Here is a 26,537-nt window from a genome sequence, read left to right as displayed (position 1 = left end):
CACCGCAAAGCGGCTGATCGAGGTTGCTTAGAACAGGACCTTGCCGATCACCGCCCAGATTGCCAGGCTGAACGGCAGCGCCAACAATACGCCATGTGCACCGAACGGATGCCATTCAGTCGGGGTTGCAGCATTCCGGCGCGACGCCGGCGTGAAATTGGCAGGGCGTGATGCCATGTTTCCTCTCCATTGGGCCAATCTGGCTCCTGAGGTTTACAATGGTTAATTCCCGGTAAAGTTGCAACCTACATCAGCCTGCTAGGCTCAAATAATTGAGTTTTGATGTAATTTTTTTTGGGCTAGCGAAAATTTGAGTGCTGCGGGCTCCGCAATGGCAGAGCAGGTTAGCATGCCATTATTCTTGGAAATAGTTGCTCATGCCTGACCGCCGACGGCGACGCCGGCGGCGACGCAGCCTCACCCCCCCGCTGACCAGCAGGACGGCCAGGCACAGGCCGAGCAGAATGCCGGCGATCATCAAGCGATCACTTGGTGCCATGAGCCCCTCCTTGTAGCCACTGATGAATCAGGAGCGGCCGAGGAGAGACGACGCGCACCGATGCTTGTTCAACCCGGTCATGCCATCACAACTCGCACCCGCATCCCGGCGTGGCAAGAGGCAATGCCACGGCTTTTGCCCGGTCCATCGCATCGAGATTTTCGTTAACTGTCTTATCTTCCGCCATTTACGCGATCTTCACGCCATCTCGTCAAAACAGCGCAAACAGCTTCAGGTAGCGACATGGCAATAACCGCAAAACTGATCGACGATAACCGCACCGCAGAGCGCTTTCCGGTCGAACTCGACGCCACCGTCCGCAATGCGGCCGCGCGGCCCTATGACGTGGTGCTCGAGGATCTCTCTTCCACCGGCTTCCGCATGGTCGGCGGACCGGACATGCCGATCGGCTCGGCGGTCTCAATCGGCTTCGCCGGCATCGGCGTTCAACCGGCCCGGCTGACGCGGCTTAATAACGACAGTTATGGTTGCGAATTCGTTAAACCGCTGACCCCCGCCGAACTGTCCGCCGCGCTCAACGCCGCCCCGGTCGCGCCGATCGCCTTCCCGACGCTGCCGACCCAGGCGTGGCTGGCGGATGCGCCCGAGCCGCATGTCGAGCCTTATTCGCCGCAGACCAAGCTGGCGCTGGCGATCATCGTTCCGGCAACGCTCTGGGCTGTCATCGCCGGCATCTATTGGGCGAGTTAAGCATCGCTCCCTCGATGCGATGCACAACGCCGATCCACGCCACGTGTGGGTCGGCGTTTCTCGTTGCTTTTGCGTGCGACAAGATGATTTTGTACGCCGTTTAGCATTTCTCAAGACCCTGTCGGCAAAGCTCGCACCCGCAGCATGACGGAGCGTGACGATGCGGATGATTGGGCGGCTGAACGGGCGATTGAACGGTACCTGGCTGATCGCCGTGGCGGCGCTGGCCGCGCCCCTGCCCGCTGCGGCAGCGGCGATCGATCCCTTCCTGACGCCGCAGCAGCCGATCGCGGCGCCCAACGGCTTTGTCGCGATGTGCAGCGCCCAGCCCGATGCTTGCGCCGACGCCGGCGTCGGTGACGCCGTGGCGGCCGCCAACCCCAAGCGCTGGGAAACCTTGCTCCGCCGCGTCAACCGCCGCGTCAATCGTCATGTCCGCCAGATGTCGGACGAGGCCCGCTTCGGCCGGCATGATCTGTGGCGGGCAAGCGGCATAGGTCGCGGCGCCGCGGGCGATTGCGAGGATATCGCGCTCGAGAAGCGCAAGCTGCTGGTCGATGCCGGGGTGCCCGCCGACCGCCTGTTCCTAGCGGTGGCCTATGGCCGCGCCGGGATCGGGCTCCACTTGGTGCTGATCGCGCGCACCGACAAGGGCGACGTCGTGCTCGACAGCCGCTCCTCGTCGATCACGCCGTGGTCAAACGCGCCTTACACCTGGATCGCGATGCAGTCGGCCAATCGCCCCGACGCCTGGTTCAGCGTCTGATCATCCACCGCCGGCTAGGCCGGTGCGATGATCAACCTTGGCCATCATCGAGCATTGCCGCTGGATAAGCGGTTCTGTATTATGGCCGAAACAACCCGAGGCGATGCTTTGAAGACTTTCCTGCTGCCTCTCCTCTGCCTGGCCCTCGCCCCGGTCGCGACCGGGGCTGCAGCCCAGCAGGCGCCCGCGCGGCAGAGCGCGCCCGTGACAACCGGCGCCGCCTCGCCGGTTGCTGGCCTTGCCAAGGTCGACAGCGATTATCGTCTCGGCGTCGCCGACAAGGTGCGGATCATCGTGTTCGACGAGCCGTCGCTGTCGGGCGAGTTCCTGGTCAACGCCAATGGCAGCCTGTCGATGCCGCTGATCGGCGACGTACCGGTGGCGGGCTCGACCGCCTCGGTGGTGACGGAGGCGATCCGCAAGCGCCTGTCCGACGGCTTCCTCAAAGAGCCGCAGGTCAGCATCGATATTCTCACCTTCCGCCCCTTCTATATTCTCGGCGAGGTCAACAAGCCCGGCGAATATCCCTATTCGAGTGGCCTTACCGTGTTCAACGCGGTCGCGACCGCCGAGGGCTTCACCTATCGCGCCAACAAGAAGAAGGTCGTGATCAAGCACGCCGGCGCGACCGACGAGAGCAAGGAAAAGCTCACCCCCGACCTCCAGGTCCGCCCCGGCGACACCATCCGCATCCAGGAGCGGCTGTTCTAACCCCGCCACAGGGCCATTACGGCATCGAGGTTAACGCTCGACTTTAACGAGCAGCCCGATCGTACCGTCCTTGGACACCTGATTTTCGGGTACCTTCCTGCATTGCTTGCGTTTTTGACCCGTGCGATAGCATTGGCCAGAGAGAGGTGCCTGATATGAGCGTTAACCTTTTACGGGGATTGGGCCTGATCGCCCTGTGGGCAGGGTCGTTTTCCATCGCGGCCGACGCGGCGCCGCAGGCGCGCACGCGCGCGGCGGTTGCCCTGGATGGCAAGGCAGCGATGACCTACGGGCTGGAAAATCCTGAGGTTCGCCGCGGCTATGAGGCCATCCTCGCCGCAATCGCCCTGGTGCCGGCGCAGACCGGCCAGCGCGCGCAATATCAGGCGCAGATCGCCTACGCGCTCGACCAGACCCAGCTCGACTGCCCGACCACGCTGGCGGCGCTCGACATGGCGTCGCGCCAGCCCGGTTTCGCGCGGGCGACCTATGGCGCCCTGCGCGATGTCATCACGGCAGCGGCACGGTGCGGCGGCAATGGCATTGCCGGGATCGACGGTGGCCCGGCAGGCCTGCTACTCGGTAACGGGCCCGGCACGGGCTTTGGGGGCGGCAGCTCCAATTACGGCAGCTGATCGGCGCCGGTTCGAAGGGGGAATAGAATAATCATGAAGCGCAACGCGACATGGGCAGCAGGGGCGCTTCTGGCGGGGCTGTGGACCGGATTGGGATCGGGCGAGGCTGCGGCGCAGACCGTTGACGAGAATCTAATCACGCCCAACCTGCCGCTCGAGTTCGATCGTGGCCGCAACATCGGCGTGCTCCAGCGCGAGCGCCCGGAGTATCAGGCAGTCGGCATCCCCTTGTCGAGCTTCACCCTCTATCCCAAGGTCGAGGCCGGGGTAGGCTTCACCGACAACGCCTATCAGATCAGCGGTGGCTCGGTCAGCGACGGCTTCGTGATGCTCGCGCCGTCGGTGACGGCAAGCAGCAATTGGGCGGTCAACCAGCTCACGCTCGACGCCACCTATCGTGCCAAGCGCTATTTCAGCGAGACCCCGCGCAACGAGAACAATTACAGCGTTGGCGCCAACGGCCGGCTCGACATCACCCGCAGCTGGACGCTCGACACCCAGCTGCGCACCGCGCGCAATACCGAGCCGCGCGCGTCGGCCGCCTCGCCGCAGGATGCCGCAGATACCGTCCAGTATCAGCAGACCAGCGGCGGCATCGGTACCACCTTCAGCGGCGCCCGCGTGCGTGGCCAGCTCACCGCCAATTTCGATACGTTGTCGTTCGATAATGTGAAGAATTTTGCGGGCGGCACGCTCGATCTCGGCAATCGCGATCAAACGGTGCTGCGCACCACCGGCCGCGGCGAGTTCGCGATATCGCCCGATACCTCGCTGTTCGCCCAGGTCGGCTATACCGATACCAGCTATGATCAGCAGCTTCTCCCCGGCGTCGCCAACCGCGATTCGAACGAGATCAACGTGCTGGGCGGGGCGACCTTCGATCTGTCGGCGCTGATCCGCGGCGCGGTCGGCGTCGGCTATGTCGACCGGCGCTACGATGCGCCGATCTACAAGGATCTTTCAGGCGTGGCGGCCGAGGCCAAGATCGAATATTTCCCGTCGCAGCTAACCACCGTCGGCGTGACGGTGCGCCGCACCGTACAGGACAGCTACTTCTTCAACAGCAGCGGCTATTTTGCGACCGCGGCTGCGTTCCGCGTCGATCACGAGTTGCTGCGCAACCTGCTGCTCAACACCCAAGTCGCCTATGAGGTCGACGATTTCACCGAGAATGCCGGTACCATCAAAATCTTCCGGGTGAGCGGTGGCGGGCGTTACCTCCTCAACCGCGAGTTCGGCCTCGGCTTCGTCGTCGGCCACGACAAGCGCTCGGGCACCGGCAGCGTTGCCACCAACACGTTCAACGAGACGCGGGCGCTGATTTCTGTCATCGTCCAGCGATAACTTCACCTAAGGGCGTCTCCATCGCATGAACGTACAGCCAATGGCCGGTGATACCGCGCCGGTCAGCCGCTTCGACCAGTCGCGGCACATGGAACGCCGTCCCGTCACCCTGCGCTCGCTGGGCGACGCGATCCGACGCCGCTGGTGGGTCGTGGTGGCGAGCGCCGTCACCCTGTTCATCCTGGCAATCGCGATCAGCCTGCTGCTGACGCCCAAGTACGACGCCTTTACCAAGGTGCGGATTACGCCCAACGGACAATCCGCGCTCGATACCGAGGGTAGCGATCGGCCACTCGACACCACCGCGGTGAACACCGAGGTGGCGGTGATCGGCTCGCGCAACGTCGCTCGCAAGGTCGTCACCGATCTCGGTCTCTACCGCGATCCGGAGTTCGTGCCTGCCAAGGACGGCGGCGTCGCGCCGTCGCGCGAGGAGGCGACCGAGGCCGCGACCACCAGCCTGGTCAACACGCTCAACATCGACCGCAATGAGAAGAGCTATGTGGTTACGATCGGCTTCCGCTCGGTCGATCCGGTCAAGGCCGCGCGTATCGCCAATGCCGTCGCCCAGACCTACGTCGCCGGCACCGCCGATGCGCTCGCCGGCACCGCTGCGCGCCAGTCGGCCTCGATCGAGGGTCGGCTGCGCGAACTCGGCGGCGAAGTAGAAACCGCCGATCGCCAGCTCGCCCAATATCGCGTCCAGAGCGGCATTTCGCAGGGCGGCACCGGCGGCACCATCACCGATCAGCAGATCGGGCCGCTTTCCTCGCAGCTTGCCACTGCCGATTCCGAGGCCGCGGCCGCCCAGTCCAACGTCTCGGTCGCCGAGCGCCAGATTGCTACCGGTGGCACCGAGGCGGTGTCTGCGGTGCTCTCCTCGACCGTAATCGCCGACCTTCGCCGCCAGCGCGCCGAAGCCGAAAAGCGCAGCGCCGAGCTCAGCGCCAAATATGGCCCGCGCTACCCGCTGGTACTTCAGGTCAGCCAGCAGATCGACTCGCTCGACGGCCAGATCCGCCAGGAAGCCCAGCGCATCATCGGCGGCCTGCGCAGCGAGGCTGCCGCGGCGCGTGCCCGCGCCGGCAGCCTGCGCGGTCAGCTCAACGTGCTGAAGGGCGCGATCGCCCGCGACGACCGTGCCTCGGTCGCCGCCAGCAGCCTGGAGCGCAACGCCGAGGCCAAGCGCACCGCCTACACCCGTCTTGCCCAGGCCGCGCAGCAGAACAGCCAGGCGGCGCGTTTGTCGCAGCCTCAGGCAGACATCGTCGAGAATGCGACCATCCCCAGCCAGCCGACTTTCCCCAACATCAAGGCGGCCGGCGCCGCGGGGCTGCTGCTCGGCCTCGCACTGGGCCTTGGCGGCGTGCTGCTGGTCGAAGGGCTGCAGTCGACCATCCGCAAGCCCGAGGACGTCGAGATGCTGCTCGGCGTGCCGTTCATCACGGCGGTGCCGCGGCTGCGCAAGAAGAAGCGCTATTTCTCGCGCAAGGCGCTCAACCCGGCGAGCACGTTGCTATCCAAGCCGATGACCGTCTATGCCGAGGCCTTCCGCACGATCCGCGGCCACCTTACCGGCAACGGCCAGCGTGAGGCCCTGCGCGTCATCGCGCTCGCCTCGACGCTGCCGGGCGAAGGCAAGACCACCTCTTCGCTGTCGCTCGCCCGGGTCATGGCGCTAAGCGGCGACAAGGTGCTGCTGGTCGACATGGACGTCCGCCGCGCCGGCCTCGCCCGCACGCTGCGGCTTGAGCCCGCGGCAGGCCTCGTCGAGGTGCTGACCGGCACGGCGACGGTCGACGAGGCGCTCGTTGACGATCAGGTGCCGGGCCTCAAGCTGCTCCCCGTCCGCCAGCCGACCTTCTCGGCCGCAGATCTGTTCGGCGGCGGCGCGGTCGACGATCTGCTGACCCGGCTCAAGGGCCAGTTCGACTATATCCTGCTCGACACCCCGCCGATGCTGGGCATTGCCGACGCCCGGACGCTCGCGACCAAGGCAGACGGCGTACTGCTGCTGATCAAGTGGAGCTCCACCCCGATCCCGGTGATCGATGCTGCGCTGTCGGGCCTCGAGCAGGACGGTGCCGCGGTGATCGGCGCGGTGCTGACTATGGTCGACCCCAATTCCGAGGCAATGGGCGCGCATTACTACTCGTCGCATTACGCCGCTTATTACCAGGATTGATCGCGAGCCCCCGCGCATGACCGGCGGGATTAAATATGCCGGTCTGGCACTGCTGGGGATCGCAGCCGTTGGATCGACCCTCGACCTCGTCCGAGGCAGGCGGATCGAGGCGGCCCGCATGGTCCTCGCCAATCCGTCGCAGGTCGGTCGTGATCAATTGCTCGCCGGCTGGGAGCATCGCGGCGGCGATGCATCGACCGCGCTGGCGGGCACCGCCCCGCCCGAGGCGCTCCCGCTCGCCGCCTTGTGGATAGACCAGGCGGCCGCCTTGCCGCGGCCGCTCCAGCCGCGCGCGCTCGCCCATGCCGACGCCCTGCTTGCCGTGGTGCGGCGGGTCAGGCCCGGGACGCCGGGTGCCTCGCTGCTCGCCGTCCGCGCCGATCTGGTCCGCCATGGCAGCCCGCGCCCCGCCACGGTGGCAGCCTTCGCGCGCAGCTACGACCAGGCCGGTTTCCTGCGCGACGAGGGCATGTGGCGGCTCGCCTTTGCCGCGGTATACTGGCGCGCGCTGCCGGAAAAGACCCGCATCGCCGCTGTGAACGAGGCGGTCTGGCTCGCGCGCATCGACGGGCGGCTACGCACTGCGGTCGATCAGCTGGTAACTGGCACGCCCCTTGCCCTGCCCGTCGAGCTGCGCCTCCTCAGCTGAGCAGTGGAAGCATGCGCTGGCCGAGCACCCCAGAGCACGCCCAACAGCACACAGCTGAAAGCGCCGATTGCCGGCACGTTCCAGGCGATGTCGACCATCGACGCACCCGCCACGATGCCGAGCGCGCCGATCAGCCCGATATCCTCTGCGCCCCATGACCGCCGCGCAACGTCGCGGCCGATGGCGATCACGCCCGCCGCCAGCAACAGCAGCGCCGGCCACCCCGCCTCAAGGGCAATCTGGAGGGCGGCATTGTGCGCGGCGCCGAAGTTCCAGAAGCGCAATGCGGTGGCGGTGGTCAGCCGTGCCTGGTTGACCTCGAAGAAGCTGCCCGGGCCGAACCCCCACAGCGGCGACTCCAGCGTGTAGCCGATATAGGTGGTGATGATGTCCCAGCGTGACAGCCCATCCGCCGACAGTGCAAGATAGCGGGGAAATAGCACGCCGGCACCGAGATAGGCGACCATCATCGCTGCCAGGGTGATCGGCACGATCAGCGTCAGTGCCTGCCGCTTGCTTGCCAGCAGCGAGGCAGCGCGGCCATGCCATACTAGCCCGATCGCCAACGCCATCGCGGTGAGGGTGAAGGCCGAGCGCGACTGGGTGGCTATGCACAGCAGCAGCGTCGCGAGCAGCGGCAGCGCGAACAGCGCATGCCAGCCCCAATGGCGGGCGCGGCCCCGGGCCAGGATGGCGGCGAGGCACAACGCCGCGATCATGCCGAAATAAGCGCCGGCAGCGTTCCAATTGCCGATCGTCGCGGCAAACCGCCCTTGGCCGGCAGCGGTGAGGAAGCGCCACGGCAATGGGGTGCAGATCATCCAGCCAGCATACAGCGCGCCCGCGAGCGCCAGCGCCAAGACGAACGGCCGCGCAGCCCCCAGCCGGTAACTCGCCGCGGCCGCGGCTATTACCATGGCGAGCCGGCTGATTGCTTCGGCAAGCTCGGGCCACAGCCGGTCCGGTGCGGGATCGGCGGGAACCCCGATCCACGCGGCGATCGCTATCGGCAACAGGCGCGGCAGCAGCGCCCACAGCAAGGCGGCCACGAATAGCAGAAACGGCACGCGCATGCGCACCCAGACCCGCGAGCCACGGTCGGTCGCGAGCAGGACCAGCGCCGCCACGACGGCGTTCGCCAAAGCCGCGGCCGGCCGCGTCGCCCAGCCATTGGCCCCGCCGATCGCGACCTCGAGAGTGATGACCGTCGCGATCAGCGCCGGTGCCCAGCGCAGGCTCCGCCAATAGACGATCGCCGGCGACCCGGACCCTGCTGCGCCGGATGTCATGTCGTCAGGCGGCGTGCGGCGCAGCGAAACGCTTGAGCGTTTCGACCAGCCGGCGCCCTGCAGCCGCCCAGGTAAACTGCCCGCTCTGCACACGCCCGGCGTCGACGAGCCGCTCGCGCACGTCCGCCGCGTCGCGCAGGCGACGCATCGCCTCCGCCCAGGCGGCAGGATCGTGTGGATCGGCATAAAGCGCCGCTTCCCCGCACACCTCGGGCAACGCGCCGCAGGGCGCGAGCACCGCGGGGCAGCCGAGCATCATCGCCTCCAATGGAGGCAGGCCGAAGCCTTCGGTCAGCGACGGCATCGCGAAGCACAAGGCGTCCTCCATCAGCGCGCGCATTTGGCCATCGCTGACCTTGCCGGCGAACACGGTGCCGGGCGGCACCGCCAGTCCCGCGGTGGCGAACTCCGCTGCCCCGGTTCCGCCGATCAGCACCAGCCGGGTATCGCCCATCAGTCCCTGTTCGAAGGCGCGGAGCAGAACGCCGATGTTCTTGTGATGCTGGGTACTCGCCAGCGCGACCACATAGCCGTGCCGGGCGAGCCCATGCGCCTGGTTGATTGATGGATCGGCCGTGAACGCGAGAACATGGTCGACGCCATTGTGGATCACGGTGATCTGGTCCGCGGGCGCAACGCCGAACTCGACCAGTTGGCGCGCGGAAAACTCCGACACGGTCAGGATCTGCAGGTGACGATGACCGATCCGCGGCAGCACCAGCCGATACCATTGCCGGAAGGCACGCGAATAGGATGACGGCATGGTGTAGACCTGCGCATCATGGATCATGGTGATCGCGTTCCTCGATGCGATCGGCGCAAGGTTGCAAAGGCTGAGTAGCAGCTTGCCGGAGGCTCGGCGTGGCAACTCGATCTGTTCCCAAGGCTGCCCGGTGAGCTTGCCCTCGGCGTCCAGACGTAGGGTATTGCCCTCCCCGACTGCGGTGACGTTATGCGGTGCGCACACCGTCACACCATCGGCGAACAGCGCGTCAAGCTCATGCTGGTGATGTTGCAGTGCGAGCAGCAACTGCCGCGCGACCCGCTGCACGCCGGTCGGCTTGGCGCCGAGGAACCGGCCGTTGATCACCAACTGACGGTAATGGCGGGCACTCCTCACTGCGGCTTGCCTGCAGGGCGGCTCGATCCACGTCGCTTGTACCTAAGCATCTATCATCCCCGACAATCAGCGCCCCTAGTCGCCAGAACCCAGCAGCCCGAGCCATTGCGGACAGCAACGCTCGCCCGCAATCGTCTCCTGCTACCATGTGCGCGGCAATTTCCCATCCAACAACCGCCGCGGCATTACCCTCGGCCATCGGCTGTGGTGCCGGCGTCGACACGGTTCGAGCGCAAACCATCGCATCTCGACGACCTAACAGCGCATATTGCTATGCTGATTTTAATAATTCGTTCATGACAATGACTGCGTGGAGCAGGCGACCGATTTCGAATTCGGCGCTGACGATCCCGTTGGGAAAGGGTGCGTTTTTGGTTGTGCAAATGACGAGGCCGCTGCCCGGTCTTCGATCATCGGCGAGTGTGCGTAGGAAAAGCGTAGGGAAGTTGGATACCGGAAAAATACGGGGCTCCTCACTACCTTTTGACACGACCTATCTGGATTATAGCCGGACATGCAGACCATTGATGATCCCGTTTTCCCCCTGTCGCACCAGCAGACACAGAAACGGCTCAATGATCCGGATAGTTGCCACAGAGCCTAGGGGCAGATCGCGATGCCACGACAGATTCTCGGATACCGCGGCTGATTATGGGGCTTAGCATAAAGCCCCGGCCGGTGACGCCATGATGGTATTCCCTGCCATGATCTTGCTCGCCTTTGCCATGCCCGATCCTCAAGGTCGCCGATGCTGATGCAGCCGTTCATCTCCAGCCACGGCAGCCCGAGTCAGTCACCCGGCGGGCGCCCCGTCCTATTGTCCGCCAAAGCCCCGAACAAATCGCATCGCTTTCTGGTCGCGATGGTGCTGCGGATCCAAGGGTCGCCGTTCATCCGCCCGCGGCTGCGCCGGCGCCTGCTCAACATGGCGGGCGCGTCGATCCACCGCACTGCCGTCATCGAGCATAGCTGCTGGCTGAGCGGCCCCTTGTTGCGCATGGAAGCTAATTCGCTGCTCAACGTCGGCGCCCGGCTTGATTGCTCCGCCTGGATCACGATCGGGCAGGATACGCAAATTGGCATGGAGTTCATGGCGATCACCCGTACCCACCCGATCGAGCGATCCTCAACGCGCCGGAACCCCGCCTCGCCCGATCTATGGGGCGAGGTGTTCGTTGGCGCCGGCTGCTGGCTCGGTGCGCGCGTCACGGTGATGCCCGGGGTGACGATCGCGCCCGGCTGCGTCGTCGGCGCAACGACGACGCTGCTCCATTCCACCGGCCCGGACGGGCTGTACCTCAACGCGGCGGGGCCGTCGGGCACCATCTACGGGCATCGTACCAAAAACCTTTAGTCTACAGTCATCGCAGCGCTGTGATGATGTCAGCCGACCAGTTCGCGATAGACGTCTAGCGTCAGCTCCGCCATGACCGACACCGTGAGGTCATCGATATCGGCACTGGCGGCGTCGCGGTAGCGCTGAAGTCTTGCTGGCGTGTTAACCAAAGACAGCAGTGCCTCTGCCATGGCGACGGGATCGGCTGGGGGCACCAACAGGCCATGCTCGCTGCCGCCCACCGCTTCGGGCAGGCCATCGACATTGGTGGTAACCAACGCGCAGCCCATCTCGCGGGCCTCCGAGACGACCAGGCCAAACGGCTCGCGCAGTGACGCCAACGCGAAGATGTCGGCGGTCGCCAGCACCTCACGGGGATCATCGAGATGGCCGGTGAAGTGGATCGCATCGCCCGCCCCGCTGTTGGCCGCGCGCTGCTCGTACGCCGCGCGATAGGGACCTTCGCCGACGATATAGAGATGCGCGGCCGGGCATTGCCGGTGGACCATGGCAAAAGCATCGATCAGGTGATCGACGCCCTTGCGCGGGTGCAGGCCGCAAACCGTGGCGATTGCCGGGTGCGCCAATTCGCGGCGCCGGGCCGGTACAGCCGGGCGCCTGGCCCCACCGATCGTGCCATTGCGGACGATACGCAGCTTGCTCTCGGCAGTACCAAAACCGCGCATCTCGTCATAAACCGATTTGCTGACCGCGATCACCCGATCACCGACTCGCATCAGCGGCGCCTGCTTATCGAACGAGTTGTGCACCGTGGTGACGAGTTTGAAGCCACTCCGGCGGGCGACGAAGCGCGCGGCCAGCGCAGCCGCAACCATATGCGCGTTGACGATATCGGGACGCAGACGCCGCATCACCGGCAACAGCGACATTGCCATCCGCACCAATCGGATCGGAAAGAAGCCGCCTACGTCGGGGACATGGACCTTGGTGACGCCGTTGCGCGCCAGCACATCGTCAAAATCGCCGTTACCCGAGACCATATAGACGTCATGGCCCAACGCCGCGTGCGCGCAGGCCAGATCGACCGCGACCGCAACGTGCCCGTTCGCCTTCTGCGTGTGGTTTAGGTAATGGATGATCTTCAAGTCAGGGCTCCGCAACGCCGCAGCGCCGGTATCACGTCACCATGCCATCGAGGCGCATGGGTATCGGGCATTTCCACTACTCCTCTCGGCAAATACGCTAACGACGCGAGCTACATCTCGAGAATGCGCTCGGGCTTCACTTCACCCTTCAGGCAGTCGGCCAGGGCCTGCCAATTACCCACGATCCGTCCTTTTCGATCCACCCACGGCTCGGGCAGCAATGCCCGGATGTGATTGGCGACGAAATTGCGCACCAGCAGCAGCGCGCCCTTGCCGGCCGGCATCGTGCCCTTGCGCATCAGATAGACGATATTGACGACCTGCGAATAGCCGAGCTTGCGCCCGGAGGTACGACCGCCCTTGGCACCTTGATGCACCCCGGTGAACAGGTTGCTCTTGCCCATCCGCCCACGGCGCGCGATCCGGCGCGAAAAGTCGATGTCTTCCTGCCAGCCGTAGAGGGGCAGCCGCTCGTCAAATGCTTCGCCGGTGATCGCCGAGGCGCGATAAGCCATGTTGCAGCCATAGGCGCCCGACACACGCTTCAGCCGCGGCGCATGCCATTCATGGCTGCCGTCAAACGCGTCGACCATCCGTCGCGCGTCTTCATAAGGGAGGCCGGGCGAATTGATGCCGTCGGCGAGTAAGGTGCCGCTTGCGACCACCAGATCGGGCTGTTCGGCGAACGCCTTGGCGATACCCTCGAGGCAATAGCGCGAGGGCACATAATCATCGTCGAAGAAGGCGACGATGTCCGGTGCGCTGGTCAGCGCCGCCATGCCGGCGTTACGTTGGATGGTAAGCCCGCCGGGCCCGATCACGACCTTGGCGGAGGGATCGGAAAATCCCTCGGGCAGATCACCGGGACGGGCAATCGAATAGATCAACTCGCTTGGCGGCACGGTCTGCTGAGCGCAATGCTCCACCCACCGCGCGGCTTCCACAGCGCGACCAACCGTAGCGATGATGACAGCGACTTTCATACCCCGCCCTTTAAAATCATACCGTTACTTACCCCATGCGCATCGGTCCCTGGACGCGAGCAAGCCATCCTCCCCCAGCCGTGTCGGTTCGTTAGCATGATTACCGACACGCATGCCCCATCATTGTCATTGCTGAACTTTGCGCCATTGCCAGCAGTCAGCCAGCCACGGCCGATGCAGCGTTGCCGAACACCCGCTCGTGAGCGATTGTTACCTGTGCTGCGAACCCCGCGAGGAAGCGTGCTCGCGTAAAATTCTGCGCCTGAAGGATTGCTGCAGCAGGATCAAAGCCTGGCAGCCAGGCATCGAACCTGTCCAACGTCGCCATCACGGATTCAGCAGTCTGCTCGCCGATGTAGAGGCCGGTGACGCCGTCGACGACGGTTTCCGTCCCCCCGCCACGGCCGTAGACCAGCACCGGGCGCCCGGCCGCCTGGGATTCGACGGGGATGATCCCAAAATCCTCCTCGGCGGTGAACACCAGCGCGCGCGCTGTGGCGTAAGCCTCGCGCAACTGGTCGAACTTCATCCGCGTCGTGAACCGCACGTTCGGCCCGGCACGCTTCTTGAGTTCGGCGAGCATCGAGCCGTCGCCAATCACATGGAGCTTGCGGCCCGAGCGGGTGAAGGCATCGACCGCAATGTCCGGGCGCTTGTAAGGCACCAGCTGCCCGACCCAGATGAACTCGTCGGTGACGGCATCGCTCTGGTGGAACTGCTCGACGTCGACCGGCGGATAGACCACCGTCGCCTCGCGACCCCAGAATTTGCGGATACGCCGGCGCACGAAATGGCTGTTGGCCATGATCAGGTCCGGGCGGGTCGCGCTCGACTGGTCCCAGATCCGCAGCCGCGGCGCGACCTTGGACAGGAACAGCTTGGCGCCGCGTCCGCCGGCGCCGACATAGGCGTGATACTGATCCCAGATGTAGCGCATCGGCGAGTGACAATAGGTGACATGCACCGCATCGGGGCGGGTGATCACACCCTTGGCAGGGCCGGCTTCGCAGGAGATCACCAGATCATAGGCGCTGAGGTCGAGCTCCTCGAGCGCGCGCGGCATCAGGGCCAGATACTTCTGATAATGCTTCTTGGCGCCCGGCAGCTTGGCGATGCTGGTGGTGAAGATGCGGTGCCGCTGGAGCACCTGCGACAGCGCGTCATGATCGACGACATGGGTGTAGATGTCGGCGTTCGGATACAGCTCGCAGATGCGCTCGAGCACGCGCTCGCCGCCCCGCATGGTGACCAGCCAATAATGGATAATCGCGACCCGCGGCGAGGCCGCTAGAGACGGTGCAGCGTTGTCAGCCATCGGGGGGATCAGCGCGAGCCGCGGGCGGCAAGCACCGCCGGGATGGTCATGAACATGATCTTGAGATTCAATCCGATCGAGCGATGGCGCGAATAAGCGACGTCGAGCGCGACCCGCCGCCGATAGGTGGTGTCGCTGCGGCCGCTGACCTGCCACAGGCCGGTGATCCCGGGCTTCACCCGGCAATAATCGCCGAACCAGCGCCCGTAGCGGGTGATCTCGGCGACCACGATCGGCCGCGGGCCGACCGCGCTCATCGTGCCGTTGATCAGGTTGAAGAACTGCGGCAGCTCGTCGAAGCTGCTCTTGCGCAGGAAGCGGCCGAGCGGGGTGATGCGCGGGTCGTTGCGCAACTTGTGATCGCGCTCCCATTCGAGGCGGGCGGCAGGATCCTCCTCGAGCAAGCGGGCAAGCCGGTCCTGTGCGTCCACCACCATGGTGCGGAACTTGAAGCAGGCGAAGCTCTTGCCGTTGAAGCCGATCCGCTGCTGCACGAAGAAGATCGGGCCAGGATTGGATACATAGATCAAGATCGCCAGTGCGATCAGCAACGGCCCGAAGACCACCACGGCAATGATGCCAATCGTCAGATCAAGCAGACGAAACAGAGGCTCGCTCCTGCCGCTACGGTTATCAGCAGTAGAATTTTGCGCAAAGGGTTGCACAACCGCCATACAAGCCCTTTCTCTTCATCCGCCACGTATCAGCAAATGCTGCGCTACGACATCGGCTCGCGGATAGCAGAACCGATATACGCGGATAGCCCCAAAAAGATATAAATATCCCTAATTTGGACACTTCGCTGATGCAATAAAAACCCCGGGTTTTAGCGGTATTCGCGATCAATGGTCCGATGCGAGCGGTAAGTTGGGGCCGCGGGTCTGCCGGGTCGGAAACATCGAGCGGCGTGGCTTGGCGGCGGGCGGCGCCGTATCGATCGACCGATCATCCACGGCGCTTGCCGACTGACGGGCATTGCCGCCTCCTGCCGTGGCCGCGGCGGACTGCCCCGACGAGGGCGCTGCGCCGGCGCGACCGGGGTCCGCTGCTGCGGCCACGGCTGGGGCATTGATCGTCGCCAACGGCGGCTGCGCGGCGTCCGGCAGCGGCACGACGACGGGCACCGCGGCGAGCAGCGGATCGACCGGCGGTGCCTTGGGAATGGCATCATAGCCATAGGTCGCGCGCCCGGGCGGGCGATAGAACACATGGTGGCCGATAATGCCGATTTTGGCGAGCTGCGCCGCCCAGGCCGGGAACACCGCCAGAGTATGGTAATGCGTCGCCTGCCCGGCCTCGGCCGAGGTCACGCCGTTGAGCACCGAGGTCGCGACCGCGGTGGCGACCGCCCAGGCCGCGGCACCCGGCACCCGGCGGGTCGAACCATCGCAGGCGAAGCTGAATTGGCACCCTGTTGGCCGCTCGGCGCCTTGATAGACCACCTCGCAGACCGTCTTTGGGTAGCGCGGGTTGCGCAGCCGATTGAGCACCACCTGGGCGACCGCGCGCTGGCCTGCCATCGGCTCGCCGGCCGATTCATAATAGACCGCGGTGGCGAGGCATTTGGTCGCCTCGGCGAGATCGCCCCCCAGCCATTGCGCGACGAAGGCGGGTGCGACCGGGTTCGGCCCGGTGCTGACCGGCAGCGCGAGATTGCGCGCCATCGCATCCTGGGCGTCGAGGTTGAGGACCTCGTTGGGCAAGAATTGCTCAATCGGCAGATCGGCCGCGGGATCGTCGCCACCCGCCGCATCCTCGCGCAGGGTGATGCGCGGCTGCGGCTGGATCGTGCCCATCACGCCGGGGCCATCACGCAGGATCAGCGTCAGCGCCACAGCGGCGCCGGCAAGCACCAGTGCGGCGATCGCGATCCATAGCATCGATTTTTGCGCCTGCGACAAACTCACTCGCCCTGCCTCCAGCGGCGTTCATAGCCAATCGCGGCCACCCTGTCCCGGCGCGATCGTGTCCAGTCGCGGGATTATGCAGCGCACACCAAGCTTGATCCCGGCGTGAAAACGCGGCTTACCCTCCGTGACAGGACGCCTCGCTTGGCCGCCCAAGTTGGGCTATGTTCCTGCAAGTTAAATTGTTGAGATCGGTCAAGCATGACGATGGTACTGCCGTGATTGCCATTGGCGTCTTCTGGTTCCTATTCGCCATCGCCGCGATCATGCCGCTGCGCTGGAGCGTTGTCATGCTGTTCGCGGCATTGCCGTTCGGCTCGATGACGGTGGTGCCAGGATCGATCACCATCCTGCCTTATGTCGCCTTGTCGCCGCTGGTGGTCGTCAAGGTGCTGATGACCACGCATAATCCTACCGCCTTGTGGGACGGCATGTTCAACTGGCGGCGCCTAGGCCTGCTCACCGCCTTCATGGTGGTGGCGATGTTCGTGACCTATTCAGCACCGTTCTTGTTCCCCGGCGCACGGGTGATGGGACTCACCACGTTGCGGCCGATGCCGCTTGGTTTTGGGGGGGGCAACATCACCCAGCCTTTGTACCTGACCATGTCTTACCTGCTGTGCATCGCCTTATACGTGTTGATGCTCACGCCGAGCGGCCCTGCTACCCTCGCCATTGCCCTGCTCGCGGGAGCATCGATGTCTGTCCTGTCGGGTCTGCTCGACATGGCTACCGCAGGCACGTCGGCGCTGGCGCCACTGCGGACCGCTACTTATGCGATCCTCGAGACCGCGGAGGTCGCCAACACCCGCCGCGTGATCGGGTTTAACACCGAAGCCTCGACATTCGGCGCGCTCACCCTGTCCTTTGCTGCCATCCTCATCTTCATGTCTCCCGCCGCCTGGCTGGACGGCAAGGCAAAATTGTACGAGCGGGCGCTGATCCTGATCGTGCTGGCGATGTCGGTGCTGTCGACCAGTTCTTCGGCTTACCTTGGCCTGGTGTTGCTGGTGTTGCTCTACCTATTCCGCTTGGCTCTGCTGGTGGTGACCCCGCGCAACGGCCTCGACCGGCGTCAATCGACCTTGTCGATCTTGGCGTTGATGATGACGCTGCTCCTCGCCACTACCTATCTGGTCGTCCGCCCGGCCGTGCTGAACGGCGCCATCGAAATCGTCGACAACACGCTGGTGAAGAAGAGCGGCAGCGATTCAGCCGACGAGCGCGCCTCGTGGAATCGAGTGAGCATGGAAGGGTTCAGCGCCAGCGGCGGCTATGGCGTCGGCGTCGGCTCCACCCGCACCTCGAGCTGGATCGTTGCCGTGATCAGCAGCACCGGCGTGCTTGGCGCGCTGTTGTTCCTGGCCTTTCTGGCGCGCGGATTTTTCGCCTATCTCCCTCACAGTGATGCACGGATGCGCTATGCTGCGGTCGGCACGCGCTATGCGTTTTTGATCATCTTGGTGCCGGCGTCGGTGGCGGGAACGCTGGTCGACTTCGGCGTATTCAACGCCCTTCTGTTTGCGATCATGGCTGCGGCACCCAAGGTGCTGAGCCTTCCTCGCCCTGCTATAGCCGCCCCGGCTGCCCGTGGTCGCACACGGCGCCGCGCCCCGTTGCGCACTGCCGCAACGTCGACTCTATGATGGACAATCACAGATGGCATCGATGCTAACCCCTACCACGCGTGCGGTGATGGCACTGGCACTGGTCGCCGGCTGGTTTGCCCTAGGGGGTCAATCGCCGCAAAAGGTGCCGACGACGCGGCTCGACCTCCGCGGCTACAAGCTCACCTTCGACGAGCCGTTCAATCAACTCGATGTCTCGCCATGGGGGCCGGGCACCCGCTGGATTGCCCATACTCCTTGGGCGGGCGATTTCGGCGACGCCCGCTTCACCGATCCTGGGCCGCAATCACCCTTTTCGATCGACAATGGCATTCTCACGATCACCATGAAGCGGGTCGACGGCAAATGGACGGGCGGTCTGCTCGCCTCGATCGATCGCGAGGGCCATGGATTTGCTCAGACCACCGGTTACTGGGAAATGCGCGCCAAGCTGCCAAGCGGCAATGGCGTATGGCCGGCGTTCTGGCTGAGCACGATCGGCAAGCCCGGCCAGGCCTCGCCTGAGATCGATGCCATGGAATTCTACGGCCACGAGCCGCGCGGTTATATGGCAACCGCCCATGTCTGGCAGAATGGTGGCCATCTGTTCGCCAAGGCCGAGCATGTCGATGTGGTGCCGGGCAGCCTCAGCACCGGTTACCATCTCTATGGCGTGAGGGTGGAGAAGGACGGCGTCTTCATCTATTTCGATCGCCACCTCGTTACCCAATTTGCGCCGCGGGCCGAATACCTCCAACCCAAGGCGGTGTTGCTCAATCTTACCGCCGGCGGGGGATGGCCGATCAATGGTATGCCCGACCCGTCGGTAATGCAGGTCGATTACGTCCGCGCCTATCAGCGTGTACCTTGAGCGGTAGAATGAGCTTGGACGGCGACCAATTCCCCCGGTATAATCTTCTTTTCCCCCAGTTACCGTATTCGACGATCGTCTCGAGCCTCCGGCGCGCTGGATCATTGTTCGTGCGAACTGCTGCCTAACGGATGTACGGCATGTCGAGCGCCCCCCCTACAGGCCCCTTCGATCTGGAGGAGAATGCTGCCGCGGTGATGGAGACCGCGCCTGCGGCCCAGCGCACCGCGCTGGCGTCTGCCTCGCTGATCGCGGCGCGCCTAGCTGGACGCGGCATCGATTTCGTGTCTCTGCTGGTGCTCGCACGATTACTGACGCCGGCCGATTTTGGCGTCGTTGCCGTAGCGATGAGCCTGATCCTGATCGTCGAGGCGGTGTTCGAGCTCCCCGTCGGCCAGGTGCTGTTGGTGGAGAAAACGGTCAATCGCGGCCTGCTCGATACCGCTTTCACGCTCAGCATCGCCCGCGGGGCAGTGCTGGCGGCACTGGTCGGCGCGGCGGCTTGGCCGTTCGCGATCTTTTATCAAGACATGCGGCTGCTGCCACTAATCTGCACGCTTGCCTTGGCGCCCGCAGTGCGCGGCATCCAGAACCCCGGCATGATCCTGTACGATCGAGCACTCAACTTTAAACGTCAGATTTCGATCGACGTCGTTAGCAAGCTCGCCTCCTGTGTCATCTCCAGCCTGCTCGCCTATCTCACCGGCAGCTATTGGGCGCTGGCGGTGGGTACCGTGCTCACCCCGCTATTGCTGCTGCTGATGTCGTTCACGCTGGTGCCTTATCGACCGCGGCTGACGCTGGTGGAGTGGCGGTTGTTCAGCAGTTTCCTTGGCTGGTTAAGCGCCGGTCAGGTGTTCGCTGCGCTGACTTGGCAGGTCGATCGACTAGTGCTCGGCTGGGCGATGAACAAGCCGGCGGTGGGCCGCTTCACCATCGCCGATAATCTCTCTGCACTACCTAACCAGATCCTGTTGACCCCGATCATCGGACCGCTGTCGGTCTCGCTGAGCAGCGTCCGTGACGATGAGAAGCGGCTCCAGGGTGCCTATCTCAAGCTGATGGGAATGGTCGCGCTGGTCGGCTTCCCATCACTGACCGGTCTTGCCTTGCTTGCCGAACCGTTTGTTCGCGTCGCACTTGGCCCGGCTTGGGGCAATGCAGGCGAAATTCTGCGCTGGCTGGCGCTGGCGAGCATTCCGGCGCTGCTGTGGACGCCGTTCAACACGCTGGCGCTGGCGACCAAGCGCTCCTGGTTGATCTTCAGCCGCCAGTTGCTAGATTTCGTCGTGAAGGTGCCGACTGCGATTGGTCTGATCCTTGCCTTTGGCCTGATCGGCGCCTGCATGGCGCGCGGCATTGCCACCACCGTTATCGGCGTCGCCAGCCTCCTCGCCGCGCGTAAGATCATCGCGGTGCGCATTCGCGATCAGTTGCAGGCAATCGTCCGCCCCGCGTTCGGGTCGGGAATGATGGTCGCGCTGCTCTATTGGCCCGTCAGCCATTGGTTCATGGGAGCAGCCCTGCCGGCTTTGGTCCTATTCATGATCTGCGCGGCCGGTATGGGCGCACTCATCTATGCTATTAGCGTCGGTGCGATGTGGAAGGTGGCGGGCTCCCCTGCTGGCGGCGAGGCGCTCATCTACGACTTCTTGATGAAGCTGGCACGCAAGCGCCGGTGACGATGTGGCGCGAGAAGATTGTTTCGTCGATAAGGCGCAAGGTTTAAGTAGAATATGGCGTTAGATGTTGTTTGGAAGGGCTATCCTTGACACCTGATACACCCTTGAGAAATCCGGCGCCGGCAGTATCGCCTGCGATCCGCATCGCTTATGTGGTGCTGGCCCATTCGGACCCACGCTTCTTTGGCCGGTTGATGCACCGCCTTGACCATCCCGAGGCAGCTGTGTTCGTGCATCTAGACGAAAAGATGCCGCTGGCGCCGTTCGAACAGCAAGTCGCTGACCTGTCGCATGTGCACTTCGTGACTAATCGAATCCGGGCACGCTGGGCAGGGTTCAGTCTGGTCGAAGCAACCATCCGAACCTTCGAAGCGGCACTGGCTGGAACGGATGACAACTGCACCCACTTCGTGCTGATATCGGGGGCGGACTATCCGATCGCGTCCAACCAAGAAATCCTGGATTTCTTCAGCCGTCACCGTGATCGACAATTCATCCGTCGTTTTTCGTTAATGGAATCGGGTGACGCTCACCAGACCTGGCGCATTCGCGGGCGATTCTTTCGTGAGGCGGCAGACCGCTTTACCTGGAAACGCAAACCGTTGTTCGTTGTCGAACGGCTGTGGCGCTTGTTTCCCCGGCGACTGCCCAAGAACGTGCGTTTTGCGGTCGGCTCGCAGTGGGTGGCCCTCACCCGGGAATGTGCAGCCTATTGTGTCGAGACGATGCGAACCAATCGTCAGCTGGTCAATTTCTTCCGGCCCAGCTTTGCGCCCGACGAAATCTTTCTCCACACGCTTGTCCAGAACTCACGCTTCGTCGAGCAAGCCGATCCGATCGAACCCTATGTCGATATCACCGACATCGGTGGGCCCTTCGCCTATGGCAACGTCCATGCGCTGACCCCCAAGGTGCCGATCACCACAGCGGCCGAGGCGGAGGCGATACTCGCTTCACGAGGGGAAAAACTATTCACCCGCAAACTGTCATCCGATCAGTCCGAGGCCGCGCTCGCCGTCTTCGATCAGGCGGCCTTGGAACGCTGAGCGCGTCCATGTCGTGAGGTGTGGTCTTTACGCCTGACGTCGACGCAACGGCACCACCTTCGCCTCGTCGGAATGGTTCACCACCGCGGCGGTCAGGTCGCGCAGATAATAGAAGCGGCGGACGCTCGACAGCGGCAGCGCGCGCGGCGGCTGCTCGCCGAGCAGCGGACTCACCGCCGCGATATCGACTTGCACTAGGACCGCGGCCTGTAGGCGACCGGTCATGCCGCCCATCGCGACCAGGATCTGCGCAGCCGACATCAGCAGGCCCTGCTCCACCGTGCCATTCGCCAGCGGCACCAGTTCGCCCGATTGGTGCCACTCCCGCCAGCGCTCGCCGGCAAGGAGCAGATAACCGAAGGCGGGCGACGGCTGATCGCGCACCGGTCCTAGATACCGGCCCAGCCGCGGCCCTACGCGCTGCCGCACCCGATCGACGCACCAGGATTCGATTCCCTCGGGCGCGCCTGCCAGCCGCCAACTGGCAAACAGCGTCGCAAGATAAAGCAGCCCGCCCATTGCCGCCGCCAACGCCACCACCAGTGCTAGCGTGATCCCCGTCCGGTCCTCTGCCAGTGGCCGCACCAGGTAAATCCCGCCACTCAATGCCGCACCGGCGAGCGCCACCCGCCATGCCGCGCTAAACTGGCGGATCACGGAAGCGCCAGTGATCGAGCGGACGCACCAAGCAGCAGAAATCGCCGATAGCAGCGAGGCAAGGATGCGGCCGACAATGACGCCGCTCACCCCGGCGGTCATCGCACCGGCGAGCAGCAAGGCGCTGCGCACCACCAGGTCGACGAGCGTCTGCCAGGTGTACAGCCGCGGGCGCCCTGCCGCCATCGCCAGCGACCAGAAGGGCGCGGAGAGCAACGGCGGGATCAGCGACAGCGGCAGGATCTGCAGGATCGGAATCGCCAGCAGCCACTTGCCACCCAGCATCAGCCGGACGACCGGATCGGCGAGCAGGCACAGACCGAGCATCACCGGGCTGCCGACCGCGAGCAGCGCGACGCTGGCGCGCTCATAGGCGTGGCGCAGCCGTTCCGGGCTGTCGCCGACATGGGCGAACGCCGACATCAGCGGCCGCATGATCGGTTTGATCAGCGCGAGCTCGGGAATGTAGGACAAATCGTTGGCGAGCGTGAAGGTGCCGAGCTGCTGCCGGGTAGCGAACCGCCCAAGGATCAGTCGATCCGCCTGCCAGCTCAAGGCCGAGAGCATCTGCGTCACCGTCGACCAGCCGGCGAAACCGGCGAAGATCGGCCAGTCGCGCAGGTTCAGCCGCGGCATGTAGGGCGCGACCAGATAGGAGGTGATCATCATCACCAGCGGGGTCACCACCGTACCCAGCACCAGCGCCCAATAGCTGTGGGTCTGCCACGCAAGGAGGATCGAAAAGGCCAGCGACACGACCTTGCCCGAGAGATCGATAATGAAGTCGCGGCGAAAATCGATCTGCCGCGCATAGACGGCGAGCTTGGGGCTCATCAGCCCGCGCAGCACCGGCGCCCAACCGAGCGCCAGGACGAGGCCGACCAGCCGGCGATCACCGTAGATGAACGAGAAGGGATAAGCAGCAAGCGCCAGCAAGGCGGCCAATATCAGTCCACGCAGCACCGCCAGAGTGAAAGCTGTATCGAGCTGCGACTGGGTGATCGCCGGCTGGCGGACCAGTGCCTGGTTGATCGGCAGCTCGAGCACCGCCTCGACGATGAAGATCAGCGTCATCGCGATCGCGACCAGCCCGAAATCAGCCGGTGTCAGCAAGCGCGCGAGAACGAGCAAGGCAATGAAATCGATTGATTTGGTCAGCAGGCGAACGGAAACGAGCCATATCGCCGCGGCTGCGGTGCGTTTCCCGATCTGGCCGTCCGTGCCGCTGTTCACCTGTTAAGGTTACATGACGATCCCCTGCTTGCCTAGCGAATGGTACCAATCCGATAGTGACCGATTTGATTGATCGCGCTTATCCTATTGGCATTGGCGGCTTTTCGCGTGAGGGGGGACTTGATCCGACGAAAGCGGGGCAGCCCTGCTCACTTATCTTCTCGACCAGACGCCTTGAGTATATGATAGGGCGCTATCGATTGCAGGGTGCCATAATGAACGTCGCAGGCCCCGTGTCACCAGCATGCGTATCCTCCTTGGCTGGACGGTGGTAATGTTCTGGAACGATCTTGAACGATTTGGCGATCGCCCCGCGCTGATTGATCACGCCGGAACCACGATCGATTATGCCACGCTCGCTGCCCTCGCCGATGGCGTCGGCTTCCGCGACCATCTCCGCGGCCTGGTGCTGATGGCGATGAGCAACGATACGCCCTCGCTCATCGCCTATCTGGGTGCGTTGCGCGCTGGCCATGCCGTGATCCTGACTAACGCCGGCAAGGCCGATACGCTGACGGGACTGGCGGATCGCTACCGGCCCGATCTGCTGTGGCCCACCGACGGGGGTATCGCCCGGCAAGCCAACGCTTCGATTCGGCCGCTCCACGACGAGCTCGCGATCATGCTCTCGACTTCGGGCTCGACGGGCAGCGCCAAGCTGGTCAAGTTGTCGATAGGCGCGGTCGAGGCTAATGCGCGCAGCATCGCCGACTATCTCGGCATCGTCGCCGACGATCGGGCGATCACCTCGCTGCCGCCCGCTTATTCCTATGGTCTGTCAGTGATCAACTCGCACCTGGCGAGCGGCGCGGCGATTATCCTCACCGATCTGTCTGTCAGCGAGGCGGCCTTTGCCCAGCTGATGGCGCGCGAGCGGGCCACCAGCATGGCGGGCGTGCCCTATACCTATGAGCTGATCGAAGCCTCGGGCCTGCTTGAGGCCCTGCCCGCCTCGATGCGGACCCTGACCCAGGCTGGCGGACGGCTGGCGCCCGAGCGGATCAAGCGGGTGAGGCTCGCGGCGGAGCGCCAGGGCGTGCGCTTCTTCGTCATGTACGGACAGACCGAGGCCACGGCGCGGATGGCCTATGTGCCGCCCGAGCAACTGGCGCGCTTCCCCGATTGCATCGGCCAGCCGATCCCCGGCGGGCGCTTCGAATTGTGCGACCCCGACAGCGGCGCGCCGACCGAGCAGGCCGGCGAGCTCGTCTATCACGGCGCCAACATCATGATGGGCTATGCGGAGAGCCGCGACGACCTGCGCCACGGGCCGCAGCTCGCCCGGTTGGTCACCGGCGACCTTGCCGAGCTCGCCGCGCCGGGCATCTACCGCATCACCGGACGAAAGAGCCGCTTCCTCAAGATCTTCGGCCTGCGCCTGGCACTCGACGAGATCGAACATGAGGCGCTGCGCCGCGGCTGGACTGCGGCTGCGACCGGTGACGATACCCGGGTGGTCGTTGCGGTCGCGGGCGACGGTGATCATGACGCGCTAGCGTCGGGCCTCGCCGAGCGGTTCGGGCTGCCTGCAAGCCGCCTCATTATCGTTCGCTTTGCCGCAATCCCGCGGCTCGCCAACGGCAAGGTCGATTTTCCTGCGATCGCCGCGGCAGCGCCGGCACCGGCCGCGGCAGTCGACCCCGGCCAGGATCCGCTCGAGGCCTATGCGACGCTGCTCGCACGCCTCGCGCGCAAGCCGCAAGTCGACGAGCAGACCAGCTTCGCCGCGGTTGGCGGGGATTCGCTCAATTACATCGAAGCCTCGATCCTGCTCGAGCAGACCTTCGGCGACATTCCGCCCGGCTGGGAGGGCATGAGCCTGCACCAGCTCGGCGAACTCGCCGGCAGCATCGATGATCTCACCCGGCCGGTGGTCAAGCCCAGCCTCGACACCCGCTACATCCAGATCCTGCGCTCGATCGCGATTCTGCTGGTGGTGATGGCGCATACCGCGACCGTGTTCGTGGTCTCGGCCACCGCGGCCGCGGACAACGACCCGATCAGCTATTTCCCGCTCCGCCATGTCAACGCGGTGTTCATCGTCGTCGCCGGCTTCCTGTTCCAATATCTGCTCAACGGCTTCGAGTATCGCTCATACCTGCGGGTCAAGGCGCAGACCGTGATCCTGCCCTATCTGATCATCTCGATCCCGGCGATCATCCTCTATCTGATCGGCTTCAAGGATCCCGCATCGCTCGATGCGCCGGCCTGGGTGCATGGCCGCGTCGGCCTGACACTCTACATGCTACTGACCGGCACGCACCTCGGGCCCTTGTGGTTCATTCCGATGATCGTGCTGATCTATCTGCTGGCGCCGCTGTTCAAGGCGATCGATCAGCGGCCGGTGCTCTATTGGGCCGCGCCGCTGCTGCTCGTGCTATCCTATTTTGTCGGGCGCTCGGCGGACGACAGCAATCCCGTGCAGGCGCTGATCTTCTACCTACCGGCCTATCTGATCGGCATGGCCGCCTGCCGCTATCGCAACCGGCTGATGCCGGTACTGTCACGCTGGTGGCCGGTGCTGCTGCTCGCGATCTTCATCCCCGATGCGCTAACGCTCAAGAGCAGCCCCTATGAGGCCGTCACCCTGCTCTCCAAGGTGGTGTTCTGCTTCGGGTTGCTCGGCGGCGTGGCGCGCATCGCCAAGCGCGTACCGCGCTGGTTCGACCATATCGGTGAGATGAGCTTCGGCATCTATTTCGTCCACGGCTATGTCGTCGGCGTGCTGCTGATCCTGGTCAAGAAATTCCACCTCGCGCCGCACGGCTTTGGCGAATTCGCCGCGGCGTCGCTCGCGGTGGCGGCAGTCTCGGTGCTCGCGGTGATGGTGGTCAAGCTGGTGTTCGGCGGGCGCAGCCGCTGGGTGATCGGCGCCTGATCAGGCC

General features: G+C 64.5%; 22 protein-coding genes. 13 read left to right on the top strand and 9 right to left on the bottom strand.

From position 1 onward, the window contains the following. Nucleotides 1-27 precede the first annotated feature (27 nt). Complete coding sequence (locus AC07M8_RS17135; protein ID WP_495175442.1) at nt 28-177, bottom strand: hypothetical protein; 150 nt, start codon at nt 175-177, stop codon at nt 28-30. Between the two features lie 565 nt (nt 178-742). Between AC07M8_RS17135 and AC07M8_RS17130 the strand changes: the two genes are divergently transcribed. The 7 genes from AC07M8_RS17130 to AC07M8_RS17100 all read left to right on the top strand — a co-directional run bounded on the left by AC07M8_RS17130 (nt 743) and on the right by AC07M8_RS17100 (nt 7,500). Beyond that, entirely contained in the window at nt 743-1,210 is a 468-nt protein-coding gene (locus tag AC07M8_RS17130) for a PilZ domain-containing protein (RefSeq protein WP_495175441.1), read from the top strand. Between the two features lie 160 nt (nt 1,211-1,370). Further along, a complete protein-coding gene (locus AC07M8_RS17125; protein WP_495175440.1) occupies nt 1,371-1,976 on the top strand; it encodes a transglutaminase-like cysteine peptidase in 606 nt (201 codons plus the stop codon). Between the two features lie 108 nt (nt 1,977-2,084). After that, the gene (locus AC07M8_RS17120) at nt 2,085-2,687 is read left to right on the top strand and encodes a polysaccharide biosynthesis/export family protein (protein ID WP_495175439.1); all 603 of its coding nucleotides are present in this window, start codon (nt 2,085-2,087) and stop codon (nt 2,685-2,687) included. A gap of 155 nt (nt 2,688-2,842) precedes the next feature. Then, on the top strand, nt 2,843-3,322 hold the full coding sequence (locus AC07M8_RS17115; protein WP_495175438.1) for a hypothetical protein: 480 nt from the start codon (nt 2,843-2,845) through the stop codon (nt 3,320-3,322). A 33-nt stretch (nt 3,323-3,355) separates the two neighbouring features. Continuing rightward, nucleotides 3,356-4,666, top strand: coding sequence for an outer membrane beta-barrel protein (locus AC07M8_RS17110; RefSeq protein WP_495175437.1), 1,311 nt, complete (start codon nt 3,356-3,358; stop codon nt 4,664-4,666). Nucleotides 4,667-4,691: 25 nt separating this feature from the next. Beyond that, the gene (locus tag AC07M8_RS17105; RefSeq protein ID WP_495175436.1) at nt 4,692-6,851 is read left to right on the top strand and encodes a GumC family protein; all 2,160 of its coding nucleotides are present in this window, start codon (nt 4,692-4,694) and stop codon (nt 6,849-6,851) included. A 16-nt stretch (nt 6,852-6,867) separates the two neighbouring features. Next, complete coding sequence (locus tag AC07M8_RS17100) at nt 6,868-7,500, top strand: hypothetical protein (protein ID WP_495175435.1); 633 nt, start codon at nt 6,868-6,870, stop codon at nt 7,498-7,500. Here AC07M8_RS17100 and AC07M8_RS17095 read toward each other — a convergent pair. Together AC07M8_RS17095 and AC07M8_RS17090 are read right to left on the bottom strand one after the other, a co-directional pair. Next, nucleotides 7,443-8,789 (bottom strand): O-antigen ligase family protein, encoded by a 1,347-nt coding sequence (locus AC07M8_RS17095; RefSeq protein WP_495175434.1) that lies wholly within the window; start codon nt 8,787-8,789, stop codon nt 7,443-7,445. The genes AC07M8_RS17100 and AC07M8_RS17095 overlap by 58 nt on opposite strands. A 4-nt stretch (nt 8,790-8,793) precedes the next feature. After that, nucleotides 8,794-9,909 carry a glycosyltransferase family 4 protein gene (locus AC07M8_RS17090; RefSeq protein WP_495175433.1) on the bottom strand — a complete coding sequence of 372 codons (1,116 nt, stop codon included), beginning with the start codon at nt 9,907-9,909 and terminating at the stop codon, nt 8,794-8,796. A 754-nt stretch (nt 9,910-10,663) separates the two neighbouring features. On the opposite strand from AC07M8_RS17090, the gene AC07M8_RS17085 reads away from it, so the two are divergent. Continuing rightward, nucleotides 10,664-11,263, top strand: coding sequence for an acyltransferase (locus AC07M8_RS17085; protein ID WP_495175432.1), 600 nt, complete (start codon nt 10,664-10,666; stop codon nt 11,261-11,263). A 29-nt stretch (nt 11,264-11,292) separates the two neighbouring features. On the opposite strand, the gene AC07M8_RS17080 is transcribed toward AC07M8_RS17085, so the two are convergent. The 5 genes from AC07M8_RS17080 to AC07M8_RS17060 all read right to left on the bottom strand — a co-directional run bounded on the left by AC07M8_RS17080 (nt 11,293) and on the right by AC07M8_RS17060 (nt 16,529). Beyond that, complete coding sequence (locus tag AC07M8_RS17080) at nt 11,293-12,351, bottom strand: glycosyltransferase family 4 protein (RefSeq protein WP_495175431.1); 1,059 nt, start codon at nt 12,349-12,351, stop codon at nt 11,293-11,295. A gap of 110 nt (nt 12,352-12,461) precedes the next feature. After that, the gene (locus AC07M8_RS17075) at nt 12,462-13,334 is read right to left on the bottom strand and encodes a glycosyltransferase family 2 protein (protein WP_495175430.1); all 873 of its coding nucleotides are present in this window, start codon (nt 13,332-13,334) and stop codon (nt 12,462-12,464) included. Between the two features lie 157 nt (nt 13,335-13,491). Beyond that, nucleotides 13,492-14,649 carry a glycosyltransferase gene (locus AC07M8_RS17070; protein WP_495175429.1) on the bottom strand — a complete coding sequence of 386 codons (1,158 nt, stop codon included), beginning with the start codon at nt 14,647-14,649 and terminating at the stop codon, nt 13,492-13,494. Nucleotides 14,650-14,657: 8 nt separating this feature from the next. Then, nucleotides 14,658-15,314: a sugar transferase gene (locus AC07M8_RS17065; protein WP_495175488.1), complete on the bottom strand. Its 657-nt coding sequence runs from the start codon at nt 15,312-15,314 to the stop codon at nt 14,658-14,660. A gap of 177 nt (nt 15,315-15,491) precedes the next feature. Then, nucleotides 15,492-16,529: a cell wall hydrolase gene (locus AC07M8_RS17060; RefSeq protein ID WP_495175428.1), complete on the bottom strand. Its 1,038-nt coding sequence runs from the start codon at nt 16,527-16,529 to the stop codon at nt 15,492-15,494. Between the two features lie 392 nt (nt 16,530-16,921). On the opposite strand from AC07M8_RS17060, the gene AC07M8_RS17055 reads away from it, so the two are divergent. The 4 genes from AC07M8_RS17055 (at nt 16,922) to AC07M8_RS17040 (ending at nt 21,762) form a co-directional block, all read left to right on the top strand. Continuing rightward, nucleotides 16,922-18,202, top strand: a complete 1,281-nt coding sequence (locus AC07M8_RS17055) for a hypothetical protein (RefSeq protein WP_495175427.1) — start codon at nt 16,922-16,924, stop codon at nt 18,200-18,202. A gap of 22 nt (nt 18,203-18,224) precedes the next feature. Further along, nucleotides 18,225-19,034: a glycoside hydrolase family 16 protein gene (locus tag AC07M8_RS17050; RefSeq protein WP_495175426.1), complete on the top strand. Its 810-nt coding sequence runs from the start codon at nt 18,225-18,227 to the stop codon at nt 19,032-19,034. Nucleotides 19,035-19,165: 131 nt separating this feature from the next. After that, nucleotides 19,166-20,716 carry an oligosaccharide flippase family protein gene (locus AC07M8_RS17045; protein ID WP_495175425.1) on the top strand — a complete coding sequence of 517 codons (1,551 nt, stop codon included), beginning with the start codon at nt 19,166-19,168 and terminating at the stop codon, nt 20,714-20,716. 104 nt (nt 20,717-20,820) lie between these two features. Continuing rightward, a complete protein-coding gene (locus tag AC07M8_RS17040; RefSeq protein ID WP_495175424.1) occupies nt 20,821-21,762 on the top strand; it encodes a beta-1,6-N-acetylglucosaminyltransferase in 942 nt (313 codons plus the stop codon). Between the two features lie 27 nt (nt 21,763-21,789). Here the strand turns inward: AC07M8_RS17040 and AC07M8_RS17035 are convergent, their stop codons facing one another. Continuing rightward, entirely contained in the window at nt 21,790-23,652 is a 1,863-nt protein-coding gene (locus AC07M8_RS17035) for a lipopolysaccharide biosynthesis protein (RefSeq protein ID WP_495175423.1), read from the bottom strand. Nucleotides 23,653-23,896: 244 nt separating this feature from the next. Here AC07M8_RS17035 and AC07M8_RS17030 point away from each other — a divergent pair, with 244 nt between their 5' ends. Then, nucleotides 23,897-26,530, top strand: coding sequence for an AMP-binding protein (locus AC07M8_RS17030; RefSeq protein WP_495175422.1), 2,634 nt, complete (start codon nt 23,897-23,899; stop codon nt 26,528-26,530). The last annotated feature ends 7 nt before the right edge of the window (nt 26,531-26,537 follow it).

Source organism: Sphingomonas sp. GW821-FHT09E03, assembly GCF_059416225.1.
The sequence above is the reverse complement of the archived record's forward strand: the minus strand, read 5'-3'. Positions and strand labels throughout refer to the sequence as shown.